Source organism: Planctomycetota bacterium (assembly GCA_018242585.1).
In the GTDB taxonomy this organism is placed as follows: domain Bacteria; phylum Planctomycetota; class Planctomycetia; order Pirellulales; family PNKZ01; genus JAFEBQ01.
In genome coordinates this window covers 77086-104017 of sequence record JAFEBQ010000001.1, presented here as the reverse complement: position 1 = coordinate 104017, position 26932 = coordinate 77086, and the positions used below count along the sequence as shown (strand labels likewise).

At 63.5% G+C, this 26932-nt stretch carries 18 protein-coding genes; 9 read left to right on the top strand and 9 right to left on the bottom strand.

All coding sequences use genetic code 11. The annotated features are described in order from the left end of the window. Positions 1-5: 5 nt before the first annotated feature. Positions 6-1556 carry a hypothetical protein gene (locus JSS27_00420; protein ID MBS0207391.1) on the bottom strand — a complete coding sequence of 517 codons (1551 nt, stop codon included), beginning with the start codon at positions 1554-1556 and terminating at the stop codon, positions 6-8. 357 nt (positions 1557-1913) lie between these two features. Here JSS27_00420 and JSS27_00415 point away from each other — a divergent pair, with 357 nt between their 5' ends. Next, the gene (locus tag JSS27_00415) at positions 1914-3179 is read left to right on the top strand and encodes a TIGR00300 family protein (GenBank protein ID MBS0207390.1); all 1266 of its coding nucleotides are present in this window, start codon (positions 1914-1916) and stop codon (positions 3177-3179) included. Between the two features lie 77 nt (positions 3180-3256). Further along, complete coding sequence (locus JSS27_00410; GenBank protein ID MBS0207389.1) at positions 3257-4078, top strand: amidinotransferase; 822 nt, start codon at positions 3257-3259, stop codon at positions 4076-4078. Positions 4079-4376: 298 nt separating this feature from the next. On the opposite strand, the gene JSS27_00405 is transcribed toward JSS27_00410, so the two are convergent. Further along, positions 4377-5777 carry a hypothetical protein gene (locus JSS27_00405; protein ID MBS0207388.1) on the bottom strand — a complete coding sequence of 467 codons (1401 nt, stop codon included), beginning with the start codon at positions 5775-5777 and terminating at the stop codon, positions 4377-4379. Positions 5778-6218: 441 nt separating this feature from the next. Between JSS27_00405 and JSS27_00400 the strand changes: the two genes are divergently transcribed. Next, complete coding sequence (locus tag JSS27_00400) at positions 6219-6671, top strand: hypothetical protein (protein ID MBS0207387.1); 453 nt, start codon at positions 6219-6221, stop codon at positions 6669-6671. Positions 6672-8265: 1594 nt separating this feature from the next. On the opposite strand, the gene JSS27_00395 is transcribed toward JSS27_00400, so the two are convergent. From JSS27_00395 to JSS27_00370, 6 genes are all read right to left on the bottom strand, one after another. Continuing rightward, positions 8266-9411: a PLP-dependent transferase gene (locus JSS27_00395; protein ID MBS0207386.1), complete on the bottom strand. Its 1146-nt coding sequence runs from the start codon at positions 9409-9411 to the stop codon at positions 8266-8268. A 42-nt stretch (positions 9412-9453) separates the two neighbouring features. Continuing rightward, positions 9454-10668 (bottom strand): aminotransferase class I/II-fold pyridoxal phosphate-dependent enzyme, encoded by a 1215-nt coding sequence (locus JSS27_00390; GenBank protein MBS0207385.1) that lies wholly within the window; start codon positions 10666-10668, stop codon positions 9454-9456. A gap of 681 nt (positions 10669-11349) precedes the next feature. Further along, the gene (locus JSS27_00385) at positions 11350-11667 is read right to left on the bottom strand and encodes a hypothetical protein (protein MBS0207384.1); all 318 of its coding nucleotides are present in this window, start codon (positions 11665-11667) and stop codon (positions 11350-11352) included. A 247-nt stretch (positions 11668-11914) separates the two neighbouring features. After that, entirely contained in the window at positions 11915-13120 is a 1206-nt protein-coding gene (locus JSS27_00380) for an HD-GYP domain-containing protein (GenBank protein ID MBS0207383.1), read from the bottom strand. Positions 13121-13595: 475 nt separating this feature from the next. Next, positions 13596-14279 (bottom strand): hypothetical protein, encoded by a 684-nt coding sequence (locus tag JSS27_00375; protein ID MBS0207382.1) that lies wholly within the window; start codon positions 14277-14279, stop codon positions 13596-13598. 504 nt (positions 14280-14783) lie between these two features. Then, the gene (locus JSS27_00370; GenBank protein ID MBS0207381.1) at positions 14784-16364 is read right to left on the bottom strand and encodes a serine/threonine protein kinase; all 1581 of its coding nucleotides are present in this window, start codon (positions 16362-16364) and stop codon (positions 14784-14786) included. 439 nt (positions 16365-16803) lie between these two features. On the opposite strand from JSS27_00370, the gene JSS27_00365 reads away from it, so the two are divergent. From JSS27_00365 to JSS27_00350, 4 genes are all read left to right on the top strand, one after another. Next, complete coding sequence (locus JSS27_00365) at positions 16804-17049, top strand: glutaredoxin family protein (protein ID MBS0207380.1); 246 nt, start codon at positions 16804-16806, stop codon at positions 17047-17049. Between the two features lie 96 nt (positions 17050-17145). Next, positions 17146-18246: a glycine oxidase ThiO gene (gene thiO / locus JSS27_00360; protein ID MBS0207379.1), complete on the top strand. Its 1101-nt coding sequence runs from the start codon at positions 17146-17148 to the stop codon at positions 18244-18246. 3 nt (positions 18247-18249) lie between these two features. Then, on the top strand, positions 18250-19509 hold the full coding sequence (locus tag JSS27_00355; GenBank protein ID MBS0207378.1) for an FAD-dependent oxidoreductase: 1260 nt from the start codon (positions 18250-18252) through the stop codon (positions 19507-19509). A 225-nt stretch (positions 19510-19734) separates the two neighbouring features. Then, positions 19735-20367, top strand: a complete 633-nt coding sequence (locus JSS27_00350) for a DUF1080 domain-containing protein (protein ID MBS0207377.1) — start codon at positions 19735-19737, stop codon at positions 20365-20367. A gap of 203 nt (positions 20368-20570) precedes the next feature. Here the strand turns inward: JSS27_00350 and JSS27_00345 are convergent, their stop codons facing one another. Next, positions 20571-24812 (bottom strand): hypothetical protein, encoded by a 4242-nt coding sequence (locus JSS27_00345; protein ID MBS0207376.1) that lies wholly within the window; start codon positions 24810-24812, stop codon positions 20571-20573. 340 nt (positions 24813-25152) lie between these two features. On the opposite strand from JSS27_00345, the gene JSS27_00340 reads away from it, so the two are divergent. Next, entirely contained in the window at positions 25153-25635 is a 483-nt protein-coding gene (locus tag JSS27_00340) for a VOC family protein (protein ID MBS0207375.1), read from the top strand. Between the two features lie 170 nt (positions 25636-25805). Continuing rightward, positions 25806-26888 (top strand): PA0069 family radical SAM protein, encoded by a 1083-nt coding sequence (locus tag JSS27_00335; GenBank protein ID MBS0207374.1) that lies wholly within the window; start codon positions 25806-25808, stop codon positions 26886-26888. The last annotated feature ends 44 nt before the right edge of the window (positions 26889-26932 follow it).

The window sequence follows — 26932 nt, the reverse complement described above, 5'->3', positions numbered from 1 at the left end:
GTCGCTTAGCGATCGCGTCCGCGACCGCCACGGCGCGAATGACCTCGGCCGCCGCGACGACCGCCACCGCCACCGCTGTTCGGGTTCTTGGCCCGCGCTTCCAGATTGGCGTCGACCAGCATGCCGATCGCTTCGTCCCAGGACGGAATGCCGCGATGCTCGACGCGAATGTCGCTGTCGTCGTCCTCATCGTGGCCGTCCTCCTCATCGTGCTCGGCGGCGGGCCGGCTGGCGCGGTAGGGAGTATCGTGCAGATCGTCCTCGTCGTCGGCCAGCGCATCGTCGAGCCGGTCGGGAGTCCGCGCTTCGCCGCGCGGGGCGGCGGCGCCCGAGCCTTCCTCGCGTCCACGACCACCACGGCGACGTCGGCGGGGGCGACGGCCGCGATCGCGCGAGCCTTCCCCGTCGGACGAAGCGGGCTGGGCCGGAGCGCCGGTCAGCTCGTCGAAAATGTCGTCTTCTTCCTCGAACTCGCGACCGCGATCTTCGTCGTGCCCACGTCCGCCATCGTCGTCCAGTCGGGCCATCGACTCGTCGGCATCACCGTGACGATCTTCGCGAGGATAGTCGTCACCGCTGGGAGAATCGCCACGATGCGAACCTTCGCGACGGCCGCCTTCACTACGGCCGCCTTCACTACGACTGCCTTCACTACGACTGCCTTCACTACGACTGCCTTCACTACGACTGCCGCGGCGTCCACGACGACGACGGCGACGACGGCGAGGTTCGTCCTCGCGTGACGGGCGTGATTCGTCGCCCGGGCCGGCTTGGCCTAGCCCGCGTTCGGCTTCCACGTCGACGATTTCGGCTTCGATGATCGTCTGATCGTCGAATAGCTCGTCGTCCTCTCGCGAGTCCGAGACAGGTTGCGACTCGGGACGTGCCGCGCGTTCGTGGTCGTCGCGACCGCGGCCACGGCGGCCTCGACCACGACGACCGCGCCCTTGGCGCTCGCCACGATCATCACTGCCGCGCGATTCACCGCCGCGACCTTCGCCGCCACTGCGAGCTTCACTGCTGCGAGCTTCATTACCGCCTCGACTATCGCCGCCACGGCCGCCATCGCGATTGCCATGTCGGCCGCGTCCCCCGTGGCCGCCACGTTCGCCCTGTTCGGTACGAGAACCCTGCTCGGTACGAGAGCCTTGCTCGCTCCGTTCGCCATACGAGTTGCCGCCGCGTGATTCGCGATCGCCTTGCCCTTCGCGACGGCGCTGCTCGGACGAGCGCTCGCGGCGCGACTGGTCATCGCGCGCTTCGCGGGCGGGTTCAACCTCGTCGGCAAAGCGCTCGCGCACCGGCTCACTGCTTGTCTTTGCCGTCGGCGCGGGGGGAGCGACGGGTGTCGGCGGCGCTGGAGGTGGATCGATCCCCAGGTTCACCGCCACGCCGGTCCAATTGGCCGCGCGCTTGGGCCGCGGCGCGGCATGGTGCTCGCGACGAGGCGCGGGCGTCGGTTCCGGGGTCGGTTGGGCGGACGGAGTGCTAGCGGGTGGCGTCTGCGCGCCGAGTTGGTCGGCCAGCGACTGCCAATGGTTGGGCTGATCGGTCATGAACTGTTCGAGTCCGTGCGAAGGTGTTCTGTCTCGGTGGCGGCGCGGCCTGTCGCAACTCGACGGCCTTGGGCAGCTCACCACCCTGGGGCATTATACGGGGCGCGGCACATGCTGTGAAGTTGGCTGCCGACAGCAGGTTAAGGCACGCCGGAATCGACGCTCGCCGGGTGTCACCGGCCCGATTGAACTTGGCCGGTTTTGCGATTCCGACCTAGAATTGGGGTGTCGCGCGCCAGGGCGATTCAGGCGGTTTTGCCGATCCCAGCCGGCTTCGCCGAAACGAATCGGCCGACGCCACGTCCGGCCGGGCCCGATTGGCGTGCGCGAATCTTTGGCGATCAAGGAGCAACCACGATGGGTTCCCAATCGTCCCAGCAGCGCTCGGGCCACGAGCAACCGATCGAGGACGTCGAGGTCCGCGGCCACATCATCGACAGCCTGATCCTGCCCAAGGTGCTGGACATCATTACCAGCTCGGGGGGCTCGTTCAGGATCAAGCAGATTTCGATCGGCCAGGCGCGCAACGACCCCAGCGTGGCGCTGGTCGAGGTCAAGGCGCCGACCGAAACGCGGTTGCGTGAAATCCTGGCCCAAATCTCCGATCACGGCGCCGTGCCGACCACGTTGCAAGACTGCCGGCTGGTCGAAGCCGACATGGACGGCGCGTTTCCAGAAAGCTTTTACAGCACCACGAACCAGCGCACCCAGGTGCGCCTGGAGGGGCACTGGGTCGACGTGGCCGATCAGGAAATGGACTGCGGCATCGAAGTCGACGCAGCGGCCGGCACGGCCCGCTGCGTGGCAATGACCGACGTGCGGCGCGGCGAGGGAATTGTCGTCGGCCATGCCGGCGTCCGCGTGCTGCCCGAGGAGCGCGACGCGCACCGTCCGATGTTCGAGTTCATGGCCAGCGAAGTCTCGACCGAAAAGCCGAAGGGTTTGGCTATCCGCGAGATCGCGCGCGAATTGTTGCGTGCCCGCGCCGAAGGGGGCAAGACGCTGTTGGTCGGCGGCCCGGCCATCGTCCACACCGGCAGCGTGCCGCACCTTTGCAAGCTGATTCGCGGCGGCTATATCGACAAGCTGTTCGCCGGCAACGCCCTGGCCACCCACGACATCGAGCACGCCCTGTTCGGCACCAGCCTGGGCGTGCGGCTTGATCAAGGGCACTCGGTCGAGATGGGGCACGAGCACCATTTGCGCGCGATTAACCGCCTGCGTCGCATCGGCGGCATTCGCCAGGCCGTCGAGCGCGGTGTGCTGACCTCGGGCATCATGTACGAATGCGTGAAGAACGACGTCGATTTCCTCTTGGCGGGCAGCATTCGGGACGACGGCCCCCTGCCCGACGTGATTACCGACACGCTCGCGGCTCAGCGCGAAATGCGCCGCAGGGTCCAGGGGGTGACGCTCTGCTTGATGATCGCCACCACGTTGCATTCGATTGCCGTCGGCAATTTGCTGCCCGGCTGGGTCAAAGTGGTATGCGTCGACATCAACCCTTCGACGGTCATCAAGCTGCGCGATCGGGGCTCGTTCCAAACCGTGGGGCTGGTGACCGACGTCGAGCCATTCCTACGGGCGCTGGTACAAGACGTCGAATCGCTGGCCGCTGAATAGTAGACACTGAAATCATCTTGGCGAACGAGTTAGCCGTGCCGACAGATTTTACTGTGAAAACCACGCCGACCATCCTGATGTGTCCCCCTGATTTCTTCGGGATTGAATACGAGATCAATCCTTGGATGAGTCGCGCGCGGCAGGCCGATCGAACCGTGGCCTTTGGCCAATGGCTCAGGCTGCGCCAACTGCTTGAGCAAGTCGGCGCCACGGTACACGCGATGGAGCCGGTCGCGGGCTTGCCCGACCTGGTCTTCACGGCCAACGCGGCGATGGTGTTTCGGCGAACCGCGGTCCTATCCCACTTCCGGCATCCACAGCGCCGGGGGGAAGAGCCGTACTTCGACGCCTGGCTGGCGAAGCAAGGCTTCCGCGTGGCGCGAGCGCCGGATGACGTGTTCTTCGAGGGGGCGGGCGACGCGCTGTTCTGCGGCGACACGCTGTTCGCCGGCTATCGCATTCGCAGCGACGCCCGCGGGCACCAGAGCATTGGCCAAATGATCGGCTGCCGCGTCATTCCGCTGGAACTGGTGAGCGACTACTTCTATCACCTCGACACGTGCTTTTGTCCGCTGCGGCCGGGCCTGGCGCTGTACTACCCGGGCGCGTTCGATGCCTATGGCCTACAGGTGCTCGCGTCGCTGATCCCGGAGTTGATCCCCGTCGACTTGGAAGAGGCCCGGCGATTCGCCTGCAATGCGGTCGTGGTGGGGCAATCGGTGATCACCAACTCGGGTTGTCCCAAGCTGCACGGACAATTACGCGCCGCTGGGTTCGAGCCTTACGAAACGCCACTCGACGAGTTTGTCAAAGCCGGCGGCAGCGCCAAGTGCCTGACGCTGCGGCTCGACGGCGAAGAAGCGGCCAGTTGGAAGTACTCGCCAGCCGACGCGGCTTGATGAAGCCTCTAGAGCGCGTCTCGCGACATTCTCGCGTCTGGGGTGGCACCGATGGCTTGGCCATCGGTGTTGCGCAGCAACAAGAAACTCGATGGGTACGCTCAACCCAAATGGAAACTCGCCACCCACGCGGGACGGCGCCCGAGGTTTCTTGTGGCCTTCGGCCACCCAGGTGCAAGCACCTGGGCCACCCACGCCACAGTGCTCCGAGAACTGCTCTCAACGAAACGACCCAGGGACGGCTGTCCCTGGGTCGTTTCGTTTGTTTCGTCTGCTCCAGCAACAGCGAAGTCGTCGCTTACTGCGGCTGGTTGTCGAGGATGAAGTTGTAGTTGTTGGCCACGTCGAACAACGGGCGGTAAGGTCCGTTGTGGACGCCATCGCGGCAGCGGCCCGGGTAGAACACCAAGCTGGCCGACAAGCCGAAGCTCTCTGCCATCTGATTCGACGTGCCACCTTGCGACGGGATGATGTAGTTGAAGCCACCGACCAAGTCCCACTGGTTGCTCAGCGGCACGCGATAGTCCGAGCCGATGACACCCGCCGTGCGAGTCGTGTTGGTATTGCCGTACATGCCGCCGGTAAAGCCGCCCCACAGCCGGGCCTGGCCACCGGAAGCGAAGTTCTTGCGATAGAAGAAGGCGTTGATCGGCAGCGGGCGCACGCGCTGGTTGGCCGTCGCGCCGCCGTTGGTGAACGTCTGGTTCAGGCCTTGCGTGCCGGCGGCCCCCCAGTAGCCGATTTCGTGGCCGTTCGCGCCGATAATGCTCAGCTCGTACCGCATCTGGGTCAGGTTGGAGTTGGTGTAGTAGTTGTCGTTCAGGTAATCGACCACCACGCCACCTTGCCAGCCGCGGCCGTAAAAGGCGCGATGGAACACGCCGAGGGTGAAGAACGCTTGCTTGCGCGAGTCGCCGTTGATCATGCCGTTGGCCTGGTTGCCACTGAGGCTGGTGTCGACGAACTGGCCGCCGACCTGATAGCCGATGCCGCGGCGGTGCCAGAGCACGTCGCCCAAGTTGGCGCCGGCGTGAAAACCAAAGTTACCGTTGCGCCCCAGGTCGACCGGGTTCTTGAAGGCTTGCGGGCCGCTGAAGATCGACAATTCATTGAGCCACGACAGCAGGCTGCACGGATGGAACCGTTCGCAGGCCATCACGTCGTACCACTCGCCGCTACGACCGCACATCGGGCAGCGGCCGTCGCCGTAAGGGCCCGCGTTCCATGGCTCGAACCCTTCGTCGTCGTAGCCCATGTCCGGGCCGTAGGGCATGTCGGACGGGTAGTCCCCTTCGTAGACTTCAGCGCCCGGTTTGCTACCAGGGATCGGCGCCGGCACGACTTCGTCTTCGGCAAAGGGCAACGTGCGCGCGACCGAAGTCAGCGCCGGGCGACGGCGATAGTTCGACGCCATCGGGCGTTGTTGCCACGGGGACACCGATTGTTGGAAGGCCGGTTCGGTGTCGAAGTAGGTGTTCTCGTCGGCGTAGCGCGACGGTTCGGGAGCATAGTGAGCGGTCGGGCGGACCGCTTCGTCATAGCTGTCGATCCGCGGACGTGCCCGCAGCGAGGCGCGCGCCGGGGCCCAGCCATCGGATGAAGACCCCTGCCCCAGCGCCGGCGCCGTGGTGACCGCCAGTGCCGCTAGCACCAGAGCTACCAGTTTGCTGCCACCCGCCAATCGCAGTTGCACGTTCATCGCGTATTCCCTTTCCAAAATGGCCCGGCGCGCAAAACCCAGCGCCGGATTTTCCACCCTGGTTATCGGAAACTACGCGACCGGAACTTTCAGGAAAATCGTTAAACTTTGAACGGTATACCCGAGGCCCGCAGAGTCCCTATTTTCCTGGCTGGGCGTGATAGCAGTGCGGTGTGCGTCGCGGCAGTTAGAACGCCAGCAGATGCCTGGTAGGGTGCCCTATGGGCACCAAATCATCGTCGTCAGCTAGCGGGGGGCGGTGGGGCGACGCGAGAAGTTTGCACGGTCAGTTCAAACGACTCGATTGGCTGTGCCCAAGTGACAACTCAAGATGAATTGCTCGTTGTTAAACCTACCGCAACGGCTTACCGTGTGCGATATGTAGCGAGGGCCACAAGTAATGTGCATGGTTATCCGTATTCTCATCGATTGCGATCTCAAGTGATCACTGATCCGTACGAGTCTGCCCTGCTCTATTACGGCAGCCTGCATCATCTTGACGCTGAGTGCCTCGCGGAAAACGGCATTGTCGACGCGTACAACAATCTTCTCCCCTCACTCCAGCAATTTGTGTCGCAGCCCACAACTATCACGGAGGTTGATGACGAACGAGGATACTCGGTGAAATATCGTGACAAGACATTCCAGGTCTATGACGCGATAAACGAGAGCGTCCACACCTGGGGCGCAGCCACATTTGCATTCTTCGCGATCGTTAACGATCAGTTGACGACGTCCGACCATCGCCTCTACGCGGTTCTTGGTGGCGAGTTCCTATCAGCCGTCTTTCTCACGAGCGCTCAAGCTGAGGCCGCAACAGCAACACTTCGTAACAGAGTCGAATGGCCGTACCTCCCAACACAGGTTCCGCCGTATTTCGGTCAGTATCATTAGACCTGCCCCATAGGTCCGGCTTCAGCCTGACGATATTGTGCGTGCGAGTCAATTGACAGCTCTCTCTCGCAATCGGCGACCACGATGATGTCAGGCCAAGGCCTGACCTACGAACTGCGCGCGGATCAATCCGCGGCATTCGAGTTTCAAGCGTCATTCCCGCGCAGGCGGGAATGACGGAATCGACTAGCAAGGATCAGCGTTGGCGCCCCTGGCGGGCGCGGTTTGAACTACACCCTTCTCCCGGAGGGAGAAGAGTTTGCGCGCGCCCAGTGATGATGGATGGTTTCGTCAGTTGTCAGTTGTCAGTTGTCAGTTGCACTCCACGGCAATGCCTTCCACCACTGACAACGGACCACTGACCACGGACAAAAAAGCACCCGGCCACAAATTCCCTTTCGCGTCGGCGCTGGTTCTGCGACCATCCCCCCTTAGTACGCCGGTCCGAAGGGTGTCGAAACGCTCGAAACGGAGCATGCGCTGGCACGGACGCCCCCAGACTTGTCAGACGAAACCACAGCCCTCTGCCGCCCGGATCGTTCTTGTTCCGCACGCGCGGTACCGGCTGCCTCCTTCACCGGAGGCACGGCCTGACACACCCTTCGCAACGCCGCTGGAAGTGACGTCCCAGCGAATCGTTGAGATGCCGGAAACGACCGCGGCCTGTTCAGGTCTCGACGATGCGGGGGCACCGCGTCGGGCGAGCATAAGCCACCCGAAGTTGGAGGTGGACACGACAGCGCTGACGAGGCGGAATGTGTCCCAGCGAGCAGGCGTCTCCGACAGCACGCAGCCGCAAACACGCGCGGCAGTCGGGGGCGACATGCGAGCGCTCGGGTGCTCGGGCCTTTGGCCCGTGAATCTGAGCGCACCACTAACCAAGCAAGAACAGTCGCCTCCTCCGGGGGACGCCTGCCGCGAAGTCGCTGGCGGCGCAGCCGCAACATCCCAGGCGGCGCTGCGCGCGGATCGGTCAGTGGTCAGTGGTCCGTTGTACCCGGGCATCGGAAACTTGAACCGCAAAGACGCAAAGGGCGCTAAGGAAGGCAAAGAGCATTCGACCACGACGACACGACGGACACGACGTCGGAAAAAAAGTTACGATTCGCCGAAACACGCAGGTGGACTTGCGGCCCTCCAACTAAACATCCTTTGTCTCCTTTGCTCCCCTCTTCCCTGCCGATTTCTTTGCGTCCTTTGCGTCTTTGCGGTTCAAACTGCTGCCGCATTTCCGGCGTCGCGCCCGTCGTGTCGTCGTGGTCGAATGCTCTTCGTCATGCGGATTTCGTCATTTCCTAACTCTGTGTCCTCTGTGCCTCTGTGGTGAAGTCTGCCTTGGCGTCCTTTGCGCCTCTGCGGTTCAATCTGCCGCCGTATTTCCGACGTCGTGTCGTCGTGGTTGGACTTCCATGTCTTAGAGAGAGGCGGCGCGGACCCTCATCCGGCCTTCGGCCACCTTCTCCCGGAGGGAGAAGGGTTGGCGCGCGCCAGGTGATGATGGATGCCCGTTGCCTTTGTAGAGCGGCACTGCAGGCTAATCGCTAATCGCTTCCGCCAGCAACTGACCACGGACAACTGACAACGGACCACCAACTCAAACCGCATCCAGGCCGCGGGTCAGGTCGTCGCGCAGGTCTTCGAACGCTTCCAAGCCGACGCTCAGACGGATCAGCCCGTCGCCGATGCCGGCGGCCGCGCGGGCCGAGGCTTCGTAGCTGGCGTGCGACATCGTGGCCGCGTGTTCGATCAACGATTCAACGGCTCCCAGGCTGACCGCCAACTGGAACAGTTCGACCGTGTCGATCAACCGGCGGGCCGCGTCGAGGCCGCCGGCCAGGTCAAAGCTGAGCATCGCGCCGAAGCCTCCCTGCATTTGCCGGGCGGCAATCGCGTGGCCGTGGTGGTCCTTCAGACCGGGGTAATAGACACGGGCCACCTTGGGATGGGCCGCCAGAAACTCGGCGATCTTCTGCGCCGTGCGACATTGTTCGAGCACGCGCAGTTCCAGCGTCTTGACGCCACGCGAGCACAAAAATGCCTCCAGCGGTGCCATCACCGCGCCGGTCGCATTCTGGACGAAGTACAAGCGCTTGAACAGCTCGGCGTCCTTGACGACCAGCGCGCCGCCGAGCGCGTCGCTATGGCCCCCCAGGTACTTGGTCGCCGAGTGCATGACGATGTCGATGCCCAGCTCCAGCGGCCGGGTCAGCACCGGCGTGGCGAAGGTGTTATCGACGGCGGTCAGAATCCCGCGCTCGCGCGCGAACTGCGCGCAGGCCGCCAGGTCGGTAATGCTGAACAGCGGATTGCCCGGCGTCTCGATCCAAATCAACTTGGTTTCCGGCTTGATCGCCTGCTTCAAGATGCCAGGCACGTTGGTCGGCGCGTGAGTGACCGTCACGCCGGCCCGATTGCAAATCTTGTTCAACAGCCGGAACGTCCCGCCATAGATGTCGGTGCCGGCCACGATGTGATCGCCCGCTTCGAGCAGCATCGTCACACAATGAATGGCGGCCATGCCCGACGCGAAGGCCAGCGCGCCGCAGCCCCCTTCCAGGGACGCCAGCGTGGTCTCGAAGTTCTTCCGCGTGGGATTGCCGCTGCGCGAGTAGTCAAACTCGCCCCATTCGCCTGGCGCTGGTTGCACGAACGTCGTGGCCAAGTGAATCGGCGGCACGACCGCGCCGGTCTGCGGATCGGCCTGTTGGCCAACGTGAATCGCTCGGGTGCGGAACTGCATGGCGGCCTCGTGGAGCAAAGCGGTGGTGAAGCGCGGCGTGGGTTAGCGCCGTTCGAGCGCCTGGGCCAGGTCGGCCAGCAAGTCGTCGGTGTCTTCGATGCCGCACGACATGCGAATCATATTGTCGGGTATACCGTAGCGCTGGCGTTCTTCGACCGGCAGCTCGAAATAGCTCATCACCAGCGGCTGTTCGACGAGCGATTCGACCCCGCCCAGGCTGGGACCGATCCGCGGAATGCGCAGGGCGTCGACCACATCGGCCGTCTGTCGCCAATCGGCGTCCTTGACCGTGAACGTGATCAGGCCGCCATAGCCGCGCATGGTGCGGCGGGCTTCTTCGTAATACTTGTGGGTCGGCAAGCCTGGGTAATAGACCCGCTCGATCCGCGGGTGCTCGGCCAGATACTCGGCCACCGCCAGACCGTTCTGGTTGTGCCGCTGCATGCGCAGCTCGAACGTCTTGAGCCCGCGCTCGAGCAGGTAAATATTGTGCGGCGAGTTGACCGCCCCCAGAATGCCGCGCAGCTTGCGGATCGGTTCGAGCTTTTCGGCCGAACCGATAATGCACCCGGCCAGCAGGTCGTTGTGCCCGCCCAGATACTTGGTCGCCGAGTGGAGCACATAGTCAATGCCGGCGGCCAGCGGGCGAATGTTATAGGGCGTCCCCAGCGTGGCGTCGATCAGAGTTTCGACGTTCCGCCGGCGACCGACGGCGACGAAGCGTTCGAGGTCGACCACGCTCAGGTGCGGATTGGTGGGCGACTCGCTGACCAGCAACTTGGTCTTGGGGGTGATGGCCGCTTCCATGGCGTCGTAATCCCCCATCGGCACTTGCCGGGTGACGACGCCGAACCGCGACAGATGCTTCGAGCAGAACTCGCGGCTGCGGTGGTAACACTCGTCGAAGAAGATCACCTCGTCGCCTGAGTTCAACTTGGCCATCAGCAAGCCGACGATGGCGGACATGCCGCTGGCGAACAACAGCGCGGTTTCGCCCCCTTCGAGGGCGGCCAGCTTGCGCTCGACGACCTTTTCGCTGGGATTGCCATAGCGGCCGTATTCTTCGCGCTCCTGCTTCTGCTCGATGAAGTCGATGACCGATTGCGTGTTCGGAAACGTGTAGGTCGAGGTGCAGAAGATGGCGTCGGTGATGGCGTTGCCCGGCTTTTGGCGGGCCTCGCCGGCGTGGACGGCAAGCGTGGACTGGCCACCCTTGGCGACGGGTTCGCCGGCGGTGGGCTTGGAACGGCTGGTCATCGAGAATCCCCTTGGTCAAACAAGTGTCGGGCGTCGGTCCAACGGGATTGCTCGAACAGCGCGTAAAAAAACCGCGACTTCACTCGGTGTTTGGACGAGCAAAGCGCGGCACGCTTGGTTCAAGTTAATCGTCGTCGAGGCGTAACCAATTCGACGCGCGAACGGGCAATGGCTTCGACAGACAATGGCACTTTAGCAGTCTTGGCTGCAAGCGGCCGCAAATCCCACTAGCGCCTATCCTAGCCGTAGTTCGCCGGCCAATCAAGGAGCCAGGATTCGCGGCGATTCGTTTGCTTGGCAGATAATTCGACCACGACGACACGCCGGGCACGACGCCGGACAGGGGTTTGTCGGGCGCGTACATGAAGAGAAAACGTCTACCTCGCGCGCGGTGAACACCCCTCCCTGTCAGGGAGGGGCTGGGGGAGGGTAAAGGCGCTGCAAGCCGAGAACCATCGCAGTCAGTGGTCGGCGAGTTGCGCCATGATGTTTGGCCTGCGACGTATTTACCCTCACCCGGTTCGCTGCGCTTCCGACCTCTCCCTGAAAGGGCGAGGTGTTGCGGCCTGCGCCGCAAATGGTGCTTGCGCTGTTGGTGGCCGTTTTGTGACGTACTCCTAGCCTTTACGTCGTGCCGTCGTGGTCGAATTCCTGCCTGACCTGCGGCTCGAAGGCTTGCCGTCAACTCTTTGACGTGGGCGGCGCACCTTTGCGCTGCTTCCAGGCGCTCAGACAGCGCCGTTCCGCATCGCCGCCTAAAATGCCGCCGATGACGAACAATGCAATTGCAGAAATAAGTAGAACGACGGCCGGCCAACCAAACGAAAAGTAGGCCAGTGCGATCGAACCGCCCACGGCGACAATACCGGCGAGCAGACTAATCAAGCACCATCGTTGCAGTCGGCGAACCTTTGGATCGTCGCTCGGCCAGTGCAGGGCCGCAATTGCCTGAAGCATGCACACGAAGACCCACCCGATGATCTCAAGCACTGCGTCCATGACGACCCATTCTAACCGACGAGTCGCGACTATCCCAAGATTGCTCCCTGCCTTTACGTCGTGTCCGTCGTGCCGTCGTGGTCGAATTCCTGCTTGCACGGCGGCTGGAGTGAGTGCCAGGGCCAACTCTTTGACGTTGGCAGCGCACCGATCAGGTGCTCGGAGAGCACCCTACAAAAGAAGTGTCGACTTTGCCCTCGTGGTCGAAATTCCCAACCGACGATCGGCCTGAAGCCTGGCGAATCGCCTAGAGCATCGCGGCGGGGACGGGTTCGGCTTCGAAGGCCGCCACGTACTTGCGAACATCGACGCCGTCGATCTCGTCGATCCGGATTTCCGGATACAGCGCCAGGTCGATCTCTTCCAGTTCCGGATACTGGAACGGATTGCCCTGCGAGTCACGCAGGCCTTGCACCTTGGGCCGCACCGGACTGCGCGGGTTGAAGTCGATGACCGCGGCTTCGTTGCCGTTGTTCAGCCGCACGACCTTGCCGATGGGGAACGGCGGGATGATCTCGGCGAACGCCTGCTCGACCACGGGGTCAAAAGCCCCTTGGCACCAGGTCCGCATCTCGTGCAGCACCTGAATGCTCGGCTTGGCGTCCGAGTAGATGCGTTTGCTGGTGGCGGCGTCGTACACGTCGGCCACGGTGGCGATGCGCGAGAAGATGGGAATCTGCTTGCCGCGCAGCGGCGGCAGGGTTTCATTGGTCCGCGCGTCGACGCGAACCGGGTAGCCGCGACCGTCGAAGCGTTGATGATGGTTCAGCACTACCTGGGCCGCCGCCGGCGCCACGCGGCCACGGACCATCTGAAAGCCGATCGTCGTGTGCTGCTGCATCACCGCCATTTCATCCGGCGTGAGCTTGGCGGGCTTGTTGAGGATTTCGGCCGGAATGCGCATCTTGCCCACATCGTGCAGCAAGCAGCCCAGGCCGAGCTGGCGCAAGTCCTTGGCTTCGTGCGGCGAGCGGGTTGAACGCTCGTCGATCAGGTAGCGCTCGAGCTTCATTCCCAACAGCAGCGACAAGTAGCAAACATTGGTCGAATGGCTCATCAGGTAGTTGTCGTAGGCGTCGAGCTTTTGCAGCAGCATGTTGCCACAACTGCTGCCGCGCAAATAGTCGAACAACCCGCCAATCGACGATTCAAAATGCTGGACGTCCACCTCGCAGGCGGCGCCGTGCATGAAGTTCTCGAAGTTCTTGCGGACGGCGACGTAGACCTCGCGCTGCTGATGATCGAGGCTTTCGTCGATCACCGCTTCGAGGAATTCCAGGTCGCGGTGGCGGACCCAGATTTCGGTCACGCCCAACTGCATCAGTCGCGGCACCAGGTCCAGTGGCACTTCGACGTCGCGCTGCAACAGATAGCGGCGCGGCTCGTTGGGCAGCGGGATCGGCCGCGCCAAGATCATTCCCGGGTGGATGTCACGAACCGCAACGCGCAGCATGGGTCAATCGTTCCACACAGTCATCGGTGTACCGACGTCACATTGACTGGATCCCGCACCGGCTGAAGACATTGCCCCAGCCACGAGCGGACTGCCGATCCAATCAAACCGTAGCTCACGAGCTTTGGACACGCGGCCAGACTGACGCGGCGCGCGGCCCCGTGAATGGGCGGCAGAGCGCCGGTTGTAACGATTGTGCGGGGGGATCAGAGTAGGTCTCACTACCCTCTAGCGTCAGGGGTGGCACCGATGGCTCGGCCATCGGTGTTGCGCAGCAACAAGAAACTCGATGGGCACGCGCAACCCAAATGGAAAGTCGCCACCCGAGCGAGACGGCACCCGAGGTTTCTTGTGGCCGAAGGCCACAGTGTTTTGAGAACTGCGTTAGAGTTGCCGATTGGCGAGGCCTGGAAACGAAAAAGCCCAGGAAGAGGAACCCCTGGGCTTGAGCGGAGCGTTTGCCGATGGGACGGCGTTACCGCGCCGCGGCCGAACCCTGCCGGCGAGACCGCTTGTAGCCGTAGTGGATGGCGAACCATTCGGCGTACCGCTCGCGGTCGACCGAGTTGCTGTTGCGCAGGTCGAGCAGGTGTCCCAACTCGTGGATCAGGATGTTATTCAGGTAGAAATCCTTGACCGCCTGCTCGGTCCAGATCAGGTTCCAGCCCGGGCCGTTTTGCACCCAGCGGCCGCCGTACATCCGGGCCTCGTTCACCAGGGCCGGCTTGGGTGGCCGCGGATAGCGCTCGACCAGGTCGACCTCGATCGGGTATAGGTAGACGGCTGCTCCCCACTGCATGCCATAGCAGGGGAATTGCAGCTTCTTCCGCGTCATGCGGCTGAATTGCACCACTTCCAGCGTGCTGGTGAAGTGGTCGGGCAGCTCGGCCAGTCGGTCGCGGACCTCGGACGGGGTCAAAACATGCCGAAAACCGGTTCCTGGCGGCTGGACGATTACCCGATAGCCGCGGCCGTCTTCTCGGGGTTCGTGCCAGTCCTCGGGGGGCACAAACGGCAAACGCTCGTTCTGCTGGCCTCCGCGCACGACCTTGCCACGGGCTCGGCTGCTCAATTTGGCCTGGTTGGCCTGCGACTTGAGCAGCGGCGCCTTCATCAGGCGACGGTTCTGACCGCGTTGGGGGCGTTGGTTGAAGCGCATGGTTGCCAGACCTTCGGGACATAAGCCGGGCGCAGAGCTGATCAATTCACGGGCTGCGGTGGAACCCAAAAGTTGTTCCATTCCGCTTCGGTTCGATCCGTCGAGTGGACCGTCAGAACCGGCCTGAGCTAGCCGGCTTGAGGCGGTGGCTGATACCCGCCTCGCAACTGCCTAATCCATCCTACGATGGGTTCCGAAAAAAAGACAAGCAGATTGCACAAGTGCTTAATTGACAGTGCTTTGCGTGTATCATTCGGGGGGTGCCAGGAACCAAAAAACGGTGCTTGACAACGGCCGTTTTTGAGGGGTCGGAAACGGGGTGGAATCCCGTTTTGAGACGAGGCGATCTGCTTCAGCAGTGCGCGCCTTGTAGCGCGGGCCGACGCGCGCGAGCAATTCTTGGCAGCATGTATCGTCTGCTGACCCAAGCCGGCGGCTCTGCCGCCCCTCTCGGTGGCAAAGCCACCGGCTTGGTAGATACGCACACCGAATTCAGAAGTGCGCTTAGCGCATGAACTTGATGTAGGCCAGCACGGCCAACAACACCAGCAGCCCGACCGAGACGATGGCGATCACCGTCATATTGCTCGACTGCTTACGACCCTTGCCCACCCGGGCGCGAACATTCGCGTCGCCGGTCGTCTGGATCGAGAAGCCCCCTTGGGGCATGGCCGCCGGTACTACGGGGGCAATCATCGGCGAAACAGCCGTCGGCTTGGCGGCCCCAGGCTTTGCCGCCGCAGCGGAACCAGACTGAGGGGGCAACAGCGGCCCCGAGCCGCTGGTCACGTCATCGTCCAAGGCCCGAGCCTTGATGAGCTTTTTGGCCGCGCCCTTCGAGGCGATGCCCGACGAGCCCCCATCGTTCGACTTTTGCAGGGTGACATCGCTCCCCAGCCCCGAGCCCCCCGAGCCCTTGATCGTCGGCTGGGTCAGGTTCGGCTTGGTGTCTTGCATCGAGGGAGAGCGCGTGCCGATGCCGCTGTCGTTGGGGTCGGCCCCACGGCGCGGGGCCAAGGCGTTGCCACCCCCCGGCCGCTGATTCTTCGGCGCACCGGACAGCCAGCGCTTGAGCGTATCGGAAATCTCGCGGGCCGTCTGAAAGCGGGCGTCCGCCTTCTTAGACATCATCCGCGTGCAGATCGCCATCAGGTCTTTTGGCGCGTCGGGCCGTTCGACCGTGATGGACGGCGGTTCGACGGTCTGATGCTTGAGCAGCCGCTGGGCCAGTGTTCCCTCGGGGAACGGCGGATGCCCGGTCAACAGGAAATACATCGTGCAACCCAGGCTGTAAATGTCAGCCCGCGAGTCGACGTTGTGGCTGTTGATCGCTTGTTCCGGAGCCAGGTAATCCGCGGTGCCCAGTACGTTTTCATCGTGCGCCACGGTCAGCGAAGCGTGCTTGTCGTCGGTGAATTTGGCCAGACCCATGTCCAGCACTTTCACGACGCCCTTGATATCGACCAGCAAATTGGCCGGCTTGATGTCGCGATGCACGAGCCCTTGTTCGTGCGCGTGGGCCAGCCCTTCGGCCGCTTGGCGAATGTATTCGGCCGCCAATGGGTATGGCAGCGGGCCGTCTTGCTTGACGGTCTGTTGCAGGTCGCGCCCTTCGACGAATTCCATCACCAGAAAGTGCGTCGTGCCGGCCGAGTCGACGTCGTAAGCGCGCACGATGTTCGGGTGGTCAAGCGCCGCGGCCGCGCGGGCTTCGAGGTAGAACCGCTCGAGGTACGATGAGTCGTCGATACGATTCTTGGGCAGCACCTTGATCGCGCGCAAGCGGTGCATGTGCCGATGCTCGGCCAGATAGACGGCGCTCATGCCGCCGCTGCCCAGATGGCGGAGCAGTTTGTAATTGCCCAGCACGAAACCTTTGTGACGCCCTTCGAGCAACCGGTCGGCTTGCCAGCGCGTAATGGCTTCGCGCTCGATCAGAAAGGTGGCCAACTGAGCGCTGTCCCCTTCGCTCGACTCGGGATGCTGCGCCTGGAACTCGGCAAGCAGCTTGTCGAGCGCTGCGTTTTCGAGCAGTCCACTTGCTCGAATCAACTCGACGAGTTTATTACCCGTGATGCTGGTCATGCGGCGGTCGCTGCGTGTCGGCTGAAAACAATCGGCCAATGGCGACGGAACGCAAGCAAGGCAACGATCAAACGCAACTACGGCGCAGGAAAGAAACGATCAACAGAGCCCCAGACCATTACCCCTTGGTCAATCGATCGAACCGTGCCCCCCTTAGCGCGACCACAGGGTATGACGACAGCCCGCCCGATCAGAAGAGATTTGGCGATATTGAAGGCGTCGATGAATCAGTTCGTCCCGCGCGGCTTTGCCACCGTTGCCGCATCATTCCATCTCTTATTCAGGTTAACACAGTATCGGCTAGAATACCAGCATTCCGGCGTTTGTGCCGCCGTCCCGGGCGGTGTCGGTTGCCAGAATGCCCACCACCCAGTTTCGTGGATTCTGGGAATCCGCTTTTCAGTACCCGGTTAGCCAATCTTTCGAGCCATGTTGACGTATGCATTCTGATCGACCTGTCGAAGCCCTACTCTTTACCCGGGCCGGCTGCCATTTGTGCGACCAGGCCAAAGCGACCCTCGAACAGGCCGGGTTGCGGGTTTCCGAAGTCGACGTCGACCAGGCGCCGGAGTTGGTCCGGCGGTTCGGCAACTGTGTCCCGGTCGTGGTCATCGACGGGCGGCCACGCTTTCGCGGCCACGTCGATCCGGTGCTGCTGCGTCGCATTTTGCGAGCGCGTGCCTAGCCACACGCCCAACGATCCACGCGCCGACACCGCCGGCAGCCCGGCGGCCAAACCGCCGGTTTCATTCGCCCCCCTGCTCGGCATAGAATAGCCCCCATGACCGATTGCTTGATCGTTGGCGCTGGGGTGATGGGGCTTTCGCTGGCCTATGAGTTGGCCGGGCGCGGGCTCTCGGTGCGCGTGCTCGAACGGGGGCAGCCCGGCTCTGAGGCCAGTTGGGCCGGGGCGGGCATCTTGCCCCCGGCGACCGACGGCCCCGGGGCCAGTCCTTACGACCGGCTGACAGCCCTATCGCTGCGGCTACACCGCCAGTGGGCCGACGAGCTGCGCCAGGCGACGGCTGTCGACACCGGCTATCGCCGCTGTGGGGCGCTCTATGTCGCCGGCGACAAGGCCGCGGCCGCCAGCTTGCGCCAACAGTGCGAAACCTGGCGGGCTCAAGACATCCGCTGCCAGCCGCTCGATCGGGCTGAACTGGCCAGCCTTGAGCCATCGCTGGAGGAAGCCACGCTGGCCGTCCGAGTGCCCGATGAGTGCCAGTTGCGCAATCCGCGCCACCTGCGAGCCCTGGCCGTCGCCTGTCACCAGCGCGGCGTGATGATCGACGCGGGCAACGAAGTGACCGGCGTAATCGCCATGGACGGGCGCGTGACCGGGCTACGCACCTCGGCCGGCACGCTGACGGCCGGACACTATTGTTTAACCACGGGGGCCTGGGCACAGCAGTCGTTGCCAATGGTCCGTCCGCGCACGTCGTTGCGGCCGATCCGCGGCCAGATGGTGCTGCTGAACGCGCCCGAGGCGACGCTGCGGCACATCGTCAACGACGGGCCGCGTTATCTGGTGCCGCGCGGCGATGGGCGGATTCTGGTCGGCTCGACCGAAGAGGACGTGGGCTTCGACAAGCGCAACACCGCCCGCGCCGTCGCCGAGTTGCTGGCCTTCGCCTCGCGCTGGTCGCCAATGCTGGCCGACGCGACGGTCGAACGATGTTGGGCCGGGCTGCGACCCTTTACCGAAGACGGCTTGCCCATGCTGGGGCGCGTGCCGCGATTGTCGAACTTGTACCTCGCGGCGGGGCACTTCCGCAGCGGCCTGACGCAGTCGCCCGGCACGGCCCTGCTGATCAGCCAGTTGATCCTTGGTGAAGCGCCGGCGCTCGACTTGCACCCCTTCCGCGTCGGCGAGGAGTCGTAGCCGATGGCGATCGACACACCGGCGCGCCTGGCCGTGCTGGGAGCGGGCCCTGTCGGCATCGAGGCGGCGCTCTACGCGCGCTACCTGGGCTACGACGTCGATGTGTACGAGCGCGGCCAAGTGGGCGCTCATCTACGCCTCGCACCGAACCTGCGCCGGTTCGTGCCTTGGGTTCAGTGCATGACGACGCTAGGCTGCGCCGCCTTGAGCGCGCAGGAAGAAAGCTGGTCGCGGCCGGCGCTGACTGAATGTCCCACGAACGGCGAGTTCCTCGAGCGGTATCTCGCGCCGCTGGCCCACTCGGACCTGATTGTCGACGGGCTGCGCGAGCAATGCGAGGTCGTGGCCGTCGGGCGTCAGTCGCTGTTCAAAGGGGAACATCCCGACGAGCCGGTCAGGATCGGCGACTCGTTCCGGTTGCTGGTCCGCGACTCCTCGGGCGTCGAACGACTGGCCGCGGCCGACGCCGTGATCGACTGCACGGGCGTCGATGGAACCCACCGCTGGCTCGGCACGGGAGGCGTTCCGGCCCTGGGCGAGCGGGCCGCCGCTTCGTTTTCGTTCATTCATTACGGAGCGCTCGACCCGAGCGAGGCCCAATCGGCCCGCTCTGCCGGCCGTCGCGTGCTGGTGATCGGCGCCGGGCTTGCCGCCGCCGCGTCGGTGGTTTCGCTCAGTGGCTCGACGCCTCGTCCACAGATCACGTGGCTCACGCGGCGCGAGTTGGCCCCGAATGAAACACCGGTCGCCGAGATTGCCGACGATCCGTTTCCGGCCCGGCAAGCGCTGGCTCGGCGGGCGAATCAACTGGCGGCGGCTGGCGACGGCGTGCGCCATGTGCCGGGTGTGACGGTGTCGGCCATCGAGTTGCTCGGCGCGGCGGGGCCGATGCTGGTCCACCTGATTGGCGCGCGGGAAGAAGCGATCGAAGTTGACCAAATCGTGGCTGGCGTCGGTGGGCGTCCCGATTATTCTTGGATCAGCGAACTGCACGTGACGTGCTCGATGACCAGTGAAGTCCCGGCGGCGATGGACCGGCTGCTGGCCGCGATGGCCGCCGGCGAGTCGACCGAGGGCCTGGCCGGCGCGGAATCGCTGCTGACAACCGAACCGGACTATTACGTGCTGGGGGCCAAGAACTTCGGCCGCCGAACGGGCTTTACCTTGCCCGTGGGGCACGCCCAGGTGCGCGACCTGTTCAAGCTGATTGGCGATCGCCAGGGGCTGGACTTGTACGCCACGATGCCGAAACTGACGGACTGACAAACGTCCTACACCTCTCCCTTTAAGGGAGAGGTCGCTTTGCGCAGCAAAGCGGGTGAGGGTAAAGACGTTGCGGGCCTAGAATCTCCGCGCATCTTGGGCTGTTCACCAAGTAGAATACGGCGAGGAATGTATCGTTCTTACCCTCCCCCCTGCCCCTCCCTGAAAGGGAGGGGTGTTGATCGAACACGCCACAAAGATTTCTCAGCCTCGTGAGGTGACCCCATGCGCAGTGCCGCAATTATCCTGGCCATGCTTCTCGTCAGCGCGACATTTGCCGCCGACAAGTCGGGCTGGCAGAGCCTGTTCGATGGCCGTTCGCTCAACGGCTGGGAAGGTGACGAGAAGTCGTTCCGCATTCAGGACGGTGCAATCGTCGGCGGCTCGCTGGCGGCGCGCGTGCCGCGCAACGAGTTCCTCTGTGCCGACGGAGAGTACGACGACTTTGAACTGCGGCTGAAGTTCAAGCTGGTCGGCGAGGGCTGCAACGCCGGCATTCAAATCCGCAGCCGGCGGATTCCCAATCATCATGAAATGATCGGCTACCAGGCCGACCTGGGGCAGAAGTATTGGGGCTGTTTGTACGACGAATCTCGCCGCAAGAAGATCCTGGCCGAGCCGAACCGCGAGGAGCTGGAAAAGGTGTTGGAACGCGATGACTGGAACGAATACACGATTCGCGCCCAGGGACGCCGGATTCAGTTGTGGATCAACGGCTATCAAACCGTTGACTACACCGAGGCGGACGAGAGCTTGGAACAAGACGGGCTGATCGCCGTGCAAATCCACGGCGGCCCGCCGAGCGAAGCCTGGTACAAGGACATCAAACTCCGCCACCTGACACCGGACGAGAAGTAGTGACGCCCGGGATCGATGACTCTCACGCCAAGCCGGTGGGATTGCCACGGCTCGCGTCAACGGAAGCCGACTCGGGATCAGTCATTGACCGCCAGCCCCGGATTCCGTCATTCCCGCGCAGGCGGGAATCTAGAGGGAAAACGCAACCACTAGATTCCCGCCTGCGCGGGAATGACAGCCTGAACGCTCTCACGAGCCGCGGCTCAATCGGCTTTCTGATCGCGTCCCAGGTCCGACGTGTACGCGCGGTACTGGTCGGCGTACTCGGCCGGTGGGCGCGAACGATGCGTCTGGCGCATGTTCCGCACCTTGTCATTCACGCCGGCGCTGCCGACTTCGGTTCCCGTCCGGCGCAGGCCCAGGTTGCGCAGGGCCTGGTCCAATTCACCCTGGGCTTTCTTGCCTTGCTCACCCGGCTGATTCGCGGCGCGGCGCATCGCCTCCCAGCGATCGACGAACTTCTTGAGGTCGTCCTTGCTCCACTTCAACTTGTCGAGCAGCGCCTGATCGACCTGGTTCTTGTCGACCTGGTCCTTCAATCGATCGAGCGTCAGATCGGTGGCCTGGCGGGCGAACTCCAAGTTCGGGTCGCTGCCGCCCGGGTCTTCGGCCGTTGGTGCCTGGTAATGGGTGTCTTCGCCAATCTTGCCGGCCGGGCCCCCCGAGGAAGGATTCTGGTGTGCTTGCGCGCCCGAGGGAAGCTGTGTGGCGTCGCGACCTGGGCCGGGGGACTGGCCAGGCGCTTCGCCACGGTCGCCGGGCTGCTGTTGCGGCTGCTTGCCATTGGGGTCCGTGTCTTTGCCGCCGGGTTCCTTACCGCCAGCGCGCTGGTTGCTGCCGGCGCCGGGTTCCTGGCTGGCCGAGCCTTTGTCTTGCGGTTGCTTGCCTTGGGCCTGAGCGCCGCCACGGTTGCCGGTTTCGCCAGGGCCCTTCTGTTGCGACAGCCCGCCCCCTTCGTCCGCGGCCGTGTTCTGGCCGGGGCCGCCGGTGCCGGGCTTGTCGGCCTTTTGACCGCCCCCGTCCTTGCCGCCACCCTTTTGTTCGCCGGCGGTCTCGCCCTTGGAGCCCGATTCGTTCTTCTGCGTCGATGGGCTGGTGGCGTCGCTGCCGTCGCGCGATTTGTCAGGTGAGTTGTCCGGCGCGCCGGGCTGCTTGTCGCGCGGACGCGTCACGTCCTGAGCGCCGGGCGTGGCCTTCTTCTCCGAGTTGTTCTCGCCGGCGCCGGCTTTGCCTTGCGAGTTGTCGGCGTTGTCACCTTGCGAGCCGGGCTTCTTGTCTTGCTGATTGGGCTTGTCGCCGCCGGGCTGCTCGCGGGCCTCGGAACTCTTGGCGCCGTCACCTTGCTTGGTGTCGCCACGTTCGGTCGGCGTGTCGGCGCGGGGCTGGCTGCGCGGCTGCTGGCCGTTGAGACCTTTCTCTTGCCCGTCGCGGCTATCGCCGCTGGGTTTCGCGCCGCTGGCGCTAGCTTGTTGATTGTCGTCGCCGGTCTTTTGCTGTTGATCGCCGGGCTGTTTGCCTTGCGACTTGCCGCCGGTTTGTTGACCGGGCTGCTGTTGGTCGCCTTGCTGCCCGTCACCCTGCTGCTTCTGTTGGCCTGGCTGTTGGCCGCCCTGTTGATTGCCCGGTTGCTTCATATCACCGGGTTCTTGCTGCTGGCCGTTGGCTTGTTGATTGCCGTTCTTGTCGCCCCCCGAGTTTTGCTGGCCGGGCTGCTTGTCGCTCCCTGGTTGTTTGTCACCCTGCTGCTTATCGCCGGACTGTTGGTTGTTTCCTACTTGTTGTTGATTGCCGGCCTGTTGTTGACCGCCAGATTTTTGCTGATCGCCCGGCTGTTGCTGTCCGCCGGCTTGCTGTTGGCTACCTGATTGCTGCTGGCCGCTTTGCTGGCCACCCGACTGCGAGCCTTGGCTGCCCCCCTGTTGCTGCATACCTGAGTTCGACTGGTTCCCTTGCTCGGAACCGCCGGACTGTTGTTGCTGGTTGCCCTGCTGTTGCTGGCCTGATTGCTGTTGACCTGATTGCTGTTGGTTGTCGTTTTGCTGATTGCCCTGTTGTTGCCCCGATTGCTGATCGCCGGGCTGCTTCTGGTCGCCAGGTTGTTTTTGGCCGCCGGGTTGTTGCTGCTTGTCTTGCGAGTTGCCCGATTGCTGTTGCTGGCCCGGCTGTTGTTTATCTTGCTGCTGTTTGTCTTGCTGTTGCTTGTCTTGCTGTTGCTTGTCTTGCTGTTGCTTGTCTTGCTGTTGCTTGTCTTGCTGTTGCTTCCCTTGCTGCTGACCGTCTTGCGGTTGCTGAGGCGGATTCTTCTCAGCAGGCTGCTTGTCGGCAGGATGCTCGCCAGGGTTCTTGTCCTGTTGCTGCTTGTCTTGATGCTCTTTGATCAACTCGAACGCGCGGCCTGGGTCGGCCTCGGGGTCGACGCGCTCGTCGCGACCGGCTAACTGATCGCCTTGCTGCTTCTCGCCCGGTCGCTGCTGGGGTTGCTGGCCGTCGCGCTTGCTGGGGTCGGGTTGCTGCTTGGCTTCGTTGCCGCCGGCGGGTTGTTGCTCGCCCGGCGCGTTGCGATGCTCGGCGCGGCCGACTTGCTTGTCGTCTTGCGGAGGAGCCTCGCGCGGTCGCTCGCGCACGCGGGCCGTCCCGTCGGTGTTCATCGGCTTGTTGTCATCGACCTTTTCCGGCTGGTCGTTGTTGCGAGCGTTTGGGTCGCCGTCGCGCTTGTTGCTGGGGTCTTGTTGCTGCGGCCCGCTCGCCAACTGGTCGTTGTTCGGCTGCTTCTTTTCGTCCGAGCCACCATCCGATGGGCGGACGCGCACGCGGTAGTGCGCCGTCTGGGCGCGATTGGGCTCGGGCTGCTTGTTGTCGGCCGCCTCGGCCCAAAAGACCAACTCGTCGTTAGTCTTGGCGCCCAGGCGCGCCGGCTCGATCGCGTAACTCGTCCGCAGCGAGTCGCGATGGTTCTTGGGCAACAGCGAAAAGCTCTTGGTCGTTCCGACCCGTTCGAGCTTGTCCCCCTTCAATCGCCGGCACTCGGCGTAGAGCTTGACCTCGCCCAACTGAAAGTCAGGGTCGTTGGCCACGACCGTGATCTCGAAGCGGCCATTCTCAGGCACGCCGGGCAAGTTGTCGGGCGAAGGTTGCCCCTCGTCGATGGCGATCAGCCCAGCCGGCTCAACAATGGCCACCTCCGGCGGCAAGTCGCGCAAGACGTCGATCCGATGTTCAATCGGCCGGACGTTCGGTTGCCCCTCGATGTTGGTGAACAGGAGTTGATAGCGATCGTACAGCGCGTCGTGCGTGCCCGGCTTCAGTCGCAGCATGAACTGTCGCGTCGCGGTCCGGTCCTTGGCCGTCATGGGCAAGCTGGCCTGCCCGCGGTTGAAGTCGACCTTGGCCGCGCCGATGGGCTGCGACGCCAGCGCCTCGATCGTGACGATCGCCCCTTCGAGCGCCTGGATGTCCCCCTGGCGTTCGACGACGACCGGCTCGCGACCGGTATAGGCGGGGTAGCGGTACTCGATCTTGCGCACGGTAATCGATGGCACTTGCTCGACGTGCAGCGTGAAACTGCGCGTCGTGGCATCGCCAGCGACCAGATGGTAGGCGATGTCTTGTTGCAGGCCACCGGCGTCGGGAATCACCACTTCGTAGCGCCGCCCGCTGTCGGGCTGGAGCATCGGCACGCTGCGGTCGACCACCTGCTTGTCAAAGGTCGAATAGACCAGCTGCACGTCCTCGCCCGAGCGCAGGCCGGCGATCTGGGCCGAGATGGTCACCGAGTCGTCAAAGTAGCTGCGTCCGTCGCCGGGTTGGACCTCGGTGATGCGGACCCGGGTCGACACGGGAATATCGGCCCAGGGAGCGAACACGCGCTCGACCGAACTAAGCAGATCCTTGGGGCTGATTACCAGGTAAGCGGCAATCAACAGCACCACACCGACCAGCGCGTAGCCGAACTTGATCAGCCGCGTCCGATCGACGACGGTTTCGATAGCGACCGAGGAAAGGTCTTGTGCCGCGCGCTGCTCGACCGCGTGATAGATCGTGGGGGGCAGTTCTTCGGCGCGCCGCTTGAGCAGCAACAGATTGATCAGGCTGTTCTTCAGCCCGGGCGTACTTTGTTCGATCGTCTGGGCCGCGTAGAGCGCGCTGACGCGACCGAGCATGGTCGGCAACAGGAACCGCAACCCATAGACCAGCACCGCCGCGACCAGCACGCCCAGAAAGACGTATCGCGTTGTCGAACTGTATCCGCCAGGGACAAGCCAATGGTCACCGACCACGGCCGCGGCCAGGATGATGCTAACCGTCAACAGCAGCCCCACCAGGGCCACCGAAACGTCGACCCACTTCACCCGGCTGCGGGTGTCGCGCAACTGGGCTTCGATGAAGCTTTCGAGCCGATCGTCAGGCTGGGGATTGACCGGCGGCGGAGGTTGCACAGTTGCCATAGCTTGAACTGCCGGCCAACGTCGGGCTCACAAGATCGCGACACCAGTGAATTATAACGTGTGGCCGCCGGGGCGCATCCCTGCGGCGGAACTAGCTTGCACGAAATGTGTTCAAGTGTACACTATATCCGGCCGATAAGGTTTCTAGCCCCGGACGCGGCGAGTTTCGCCGGATGGAACAAGCCCGCCGCCCGCGGGGCAGCCGCAGTCTGATACGCCGCGATGCCAGGTTTAGTTCCCTTGCTTTGCGGCCATGCGGCGCTCGCCACGTGGGCGAGCCCGCCGCGTCGTGCAGATATTCAATGATCCCTCAGTGAAACGATTTCCAGGAGGAACTCCCATGTCGGTCAAAGCCATTCCCGCGGGTTACGAAACCATCACCCCCTATTTGGTCGTCGACAATGCCGCTGCGGCAATCGATTTTTACAAGCGCGCGTTCGGCGCGACGGAAAAGCTGCGCCTGAACGGGCCCAACGGCTGTGTTGGGCACGCCGAGTTGAAGATTGGTCAATCGAACGTGATGCTTGCCGACGAATCGCCCCAGATGGGCGCCCGCTCGCCCAAGTCGATCGGCGGCTCGCCGGTCGGGCTGTTGCTGTACGTCGAGGACGTTGACGCGGCCTATAACCAGGCGATCGCCGCCGGCGCCAAGGTGGAACGCCCGGTGCAAGACATGTTCTACGGCGACCGGAGCGGCTGCCTCGTCGACCCATTCGGCCACAAGTGGTCCCTGTCGACCCACATCGAGGATGTAGCGCCCGACGAGTTGAAGCGCCGGATGGACAAGTTGTTTGCCGAAATGTGCAAAGAGCAGAAGAAGTAATACGAACTGCTTTGGCATCCCAGCCGCTTACTCTTCAGCCTTCGGGTGCTACTGGTGGCTAGTCCACCGGTGTGAAGCTCGTGCGGCTCGATGCCAAGCTAAAGCTGTTGCCCTCGGTCGATCGACATCGCCCGAGGGTGGCGGCGTTTGAAGGCAAGTGTGGGTGCGACATGAGCGCGGAACCATCTCGATTCAAGGGACGCGGCTCGCAGCTCAACCCGGCCAATCGGTTCGAGCGGGTCCGCGTCGAAGCCGACTGGGAGCACATCGAGGGGGACGAAGAAACGCTGGCCGAGATCGACCGGCCGCGGCCGGAATACTTGATTGATCAGTCGCAATCGATCGTCACCGAGAACGACAGCCCCGATATTCCCTTCCGCTATGGCGTGAATCCTTACCGAGGTTGCGCCCACGGGTGTGCCTATTGTTATGCCAGGCCATATCACGAATACCTGGGGATGAACGCGGGGCTCGATTTCGAGACCAAGATTCTGATCAAGCCCGACGCGGCGGCGCTGCTGCGCAAGTTCCTCGCCCGGCCGGCCTGGGTGCCGGAGCCGATTACTTTCTCGGGCGTGACCGATTGCTACCAGCCGGCCGAGCGGAAGTTCCGCCTCACGCGCGGCTGTCTGGAAGTCTGTCACGAGGCGCGACAGCCGCTGGGGATCATCACCAAGAATGCCCTAGTGACGCGCGACCTGGACTTGTTGGCGCCGATGGCGGCGCTGCGGCTGGTCCATGTGGCGATCAGCGTCACGACGCTCGACCCTGAGCTAGCCCGGGTGATGGAGCCGCGCACCAGCGCGCCGGCGGCTAGGTTACGCACGGTACGCGAGCTGACCGCGGCGGGCGTGCCGACGATGGTAATGGTCGCGCCGATCATTCCCGGGCTGAATGACAGCGAAGTGCCCGCCATTCTGAAAGCAGTGGCCGAGGCTGGCGCCTTGACCGCGGCCTACACGGTGCTGCGGCTGCCGTTGACCGTGCGGCCGGTGTTCTTGGAATGGCTGGAGCGCACGCGTCCCGACAGCCGGCCAAGGATCGAAGCACTGATCCGCGCCAGCCGTCACGGCAAGCTGAACGAATCGGAGTTCGGGCAACGCCTGCGCGGCAGCGGTCCAATTGGCGAGCAGATTTCACAACTGTTCAAGGCGTTTCGCCAAAAGCACGGGCTGACGAAAAAGCTCCCCGAGTACGACTGCACGCAATTCCTCCGCCCCGAGATCGACGACGGCCAACGGCGATTGTTTTGAGGAGGACAAAGCCGGTCAATTGTCATGGGGGCGACTGCCCGATA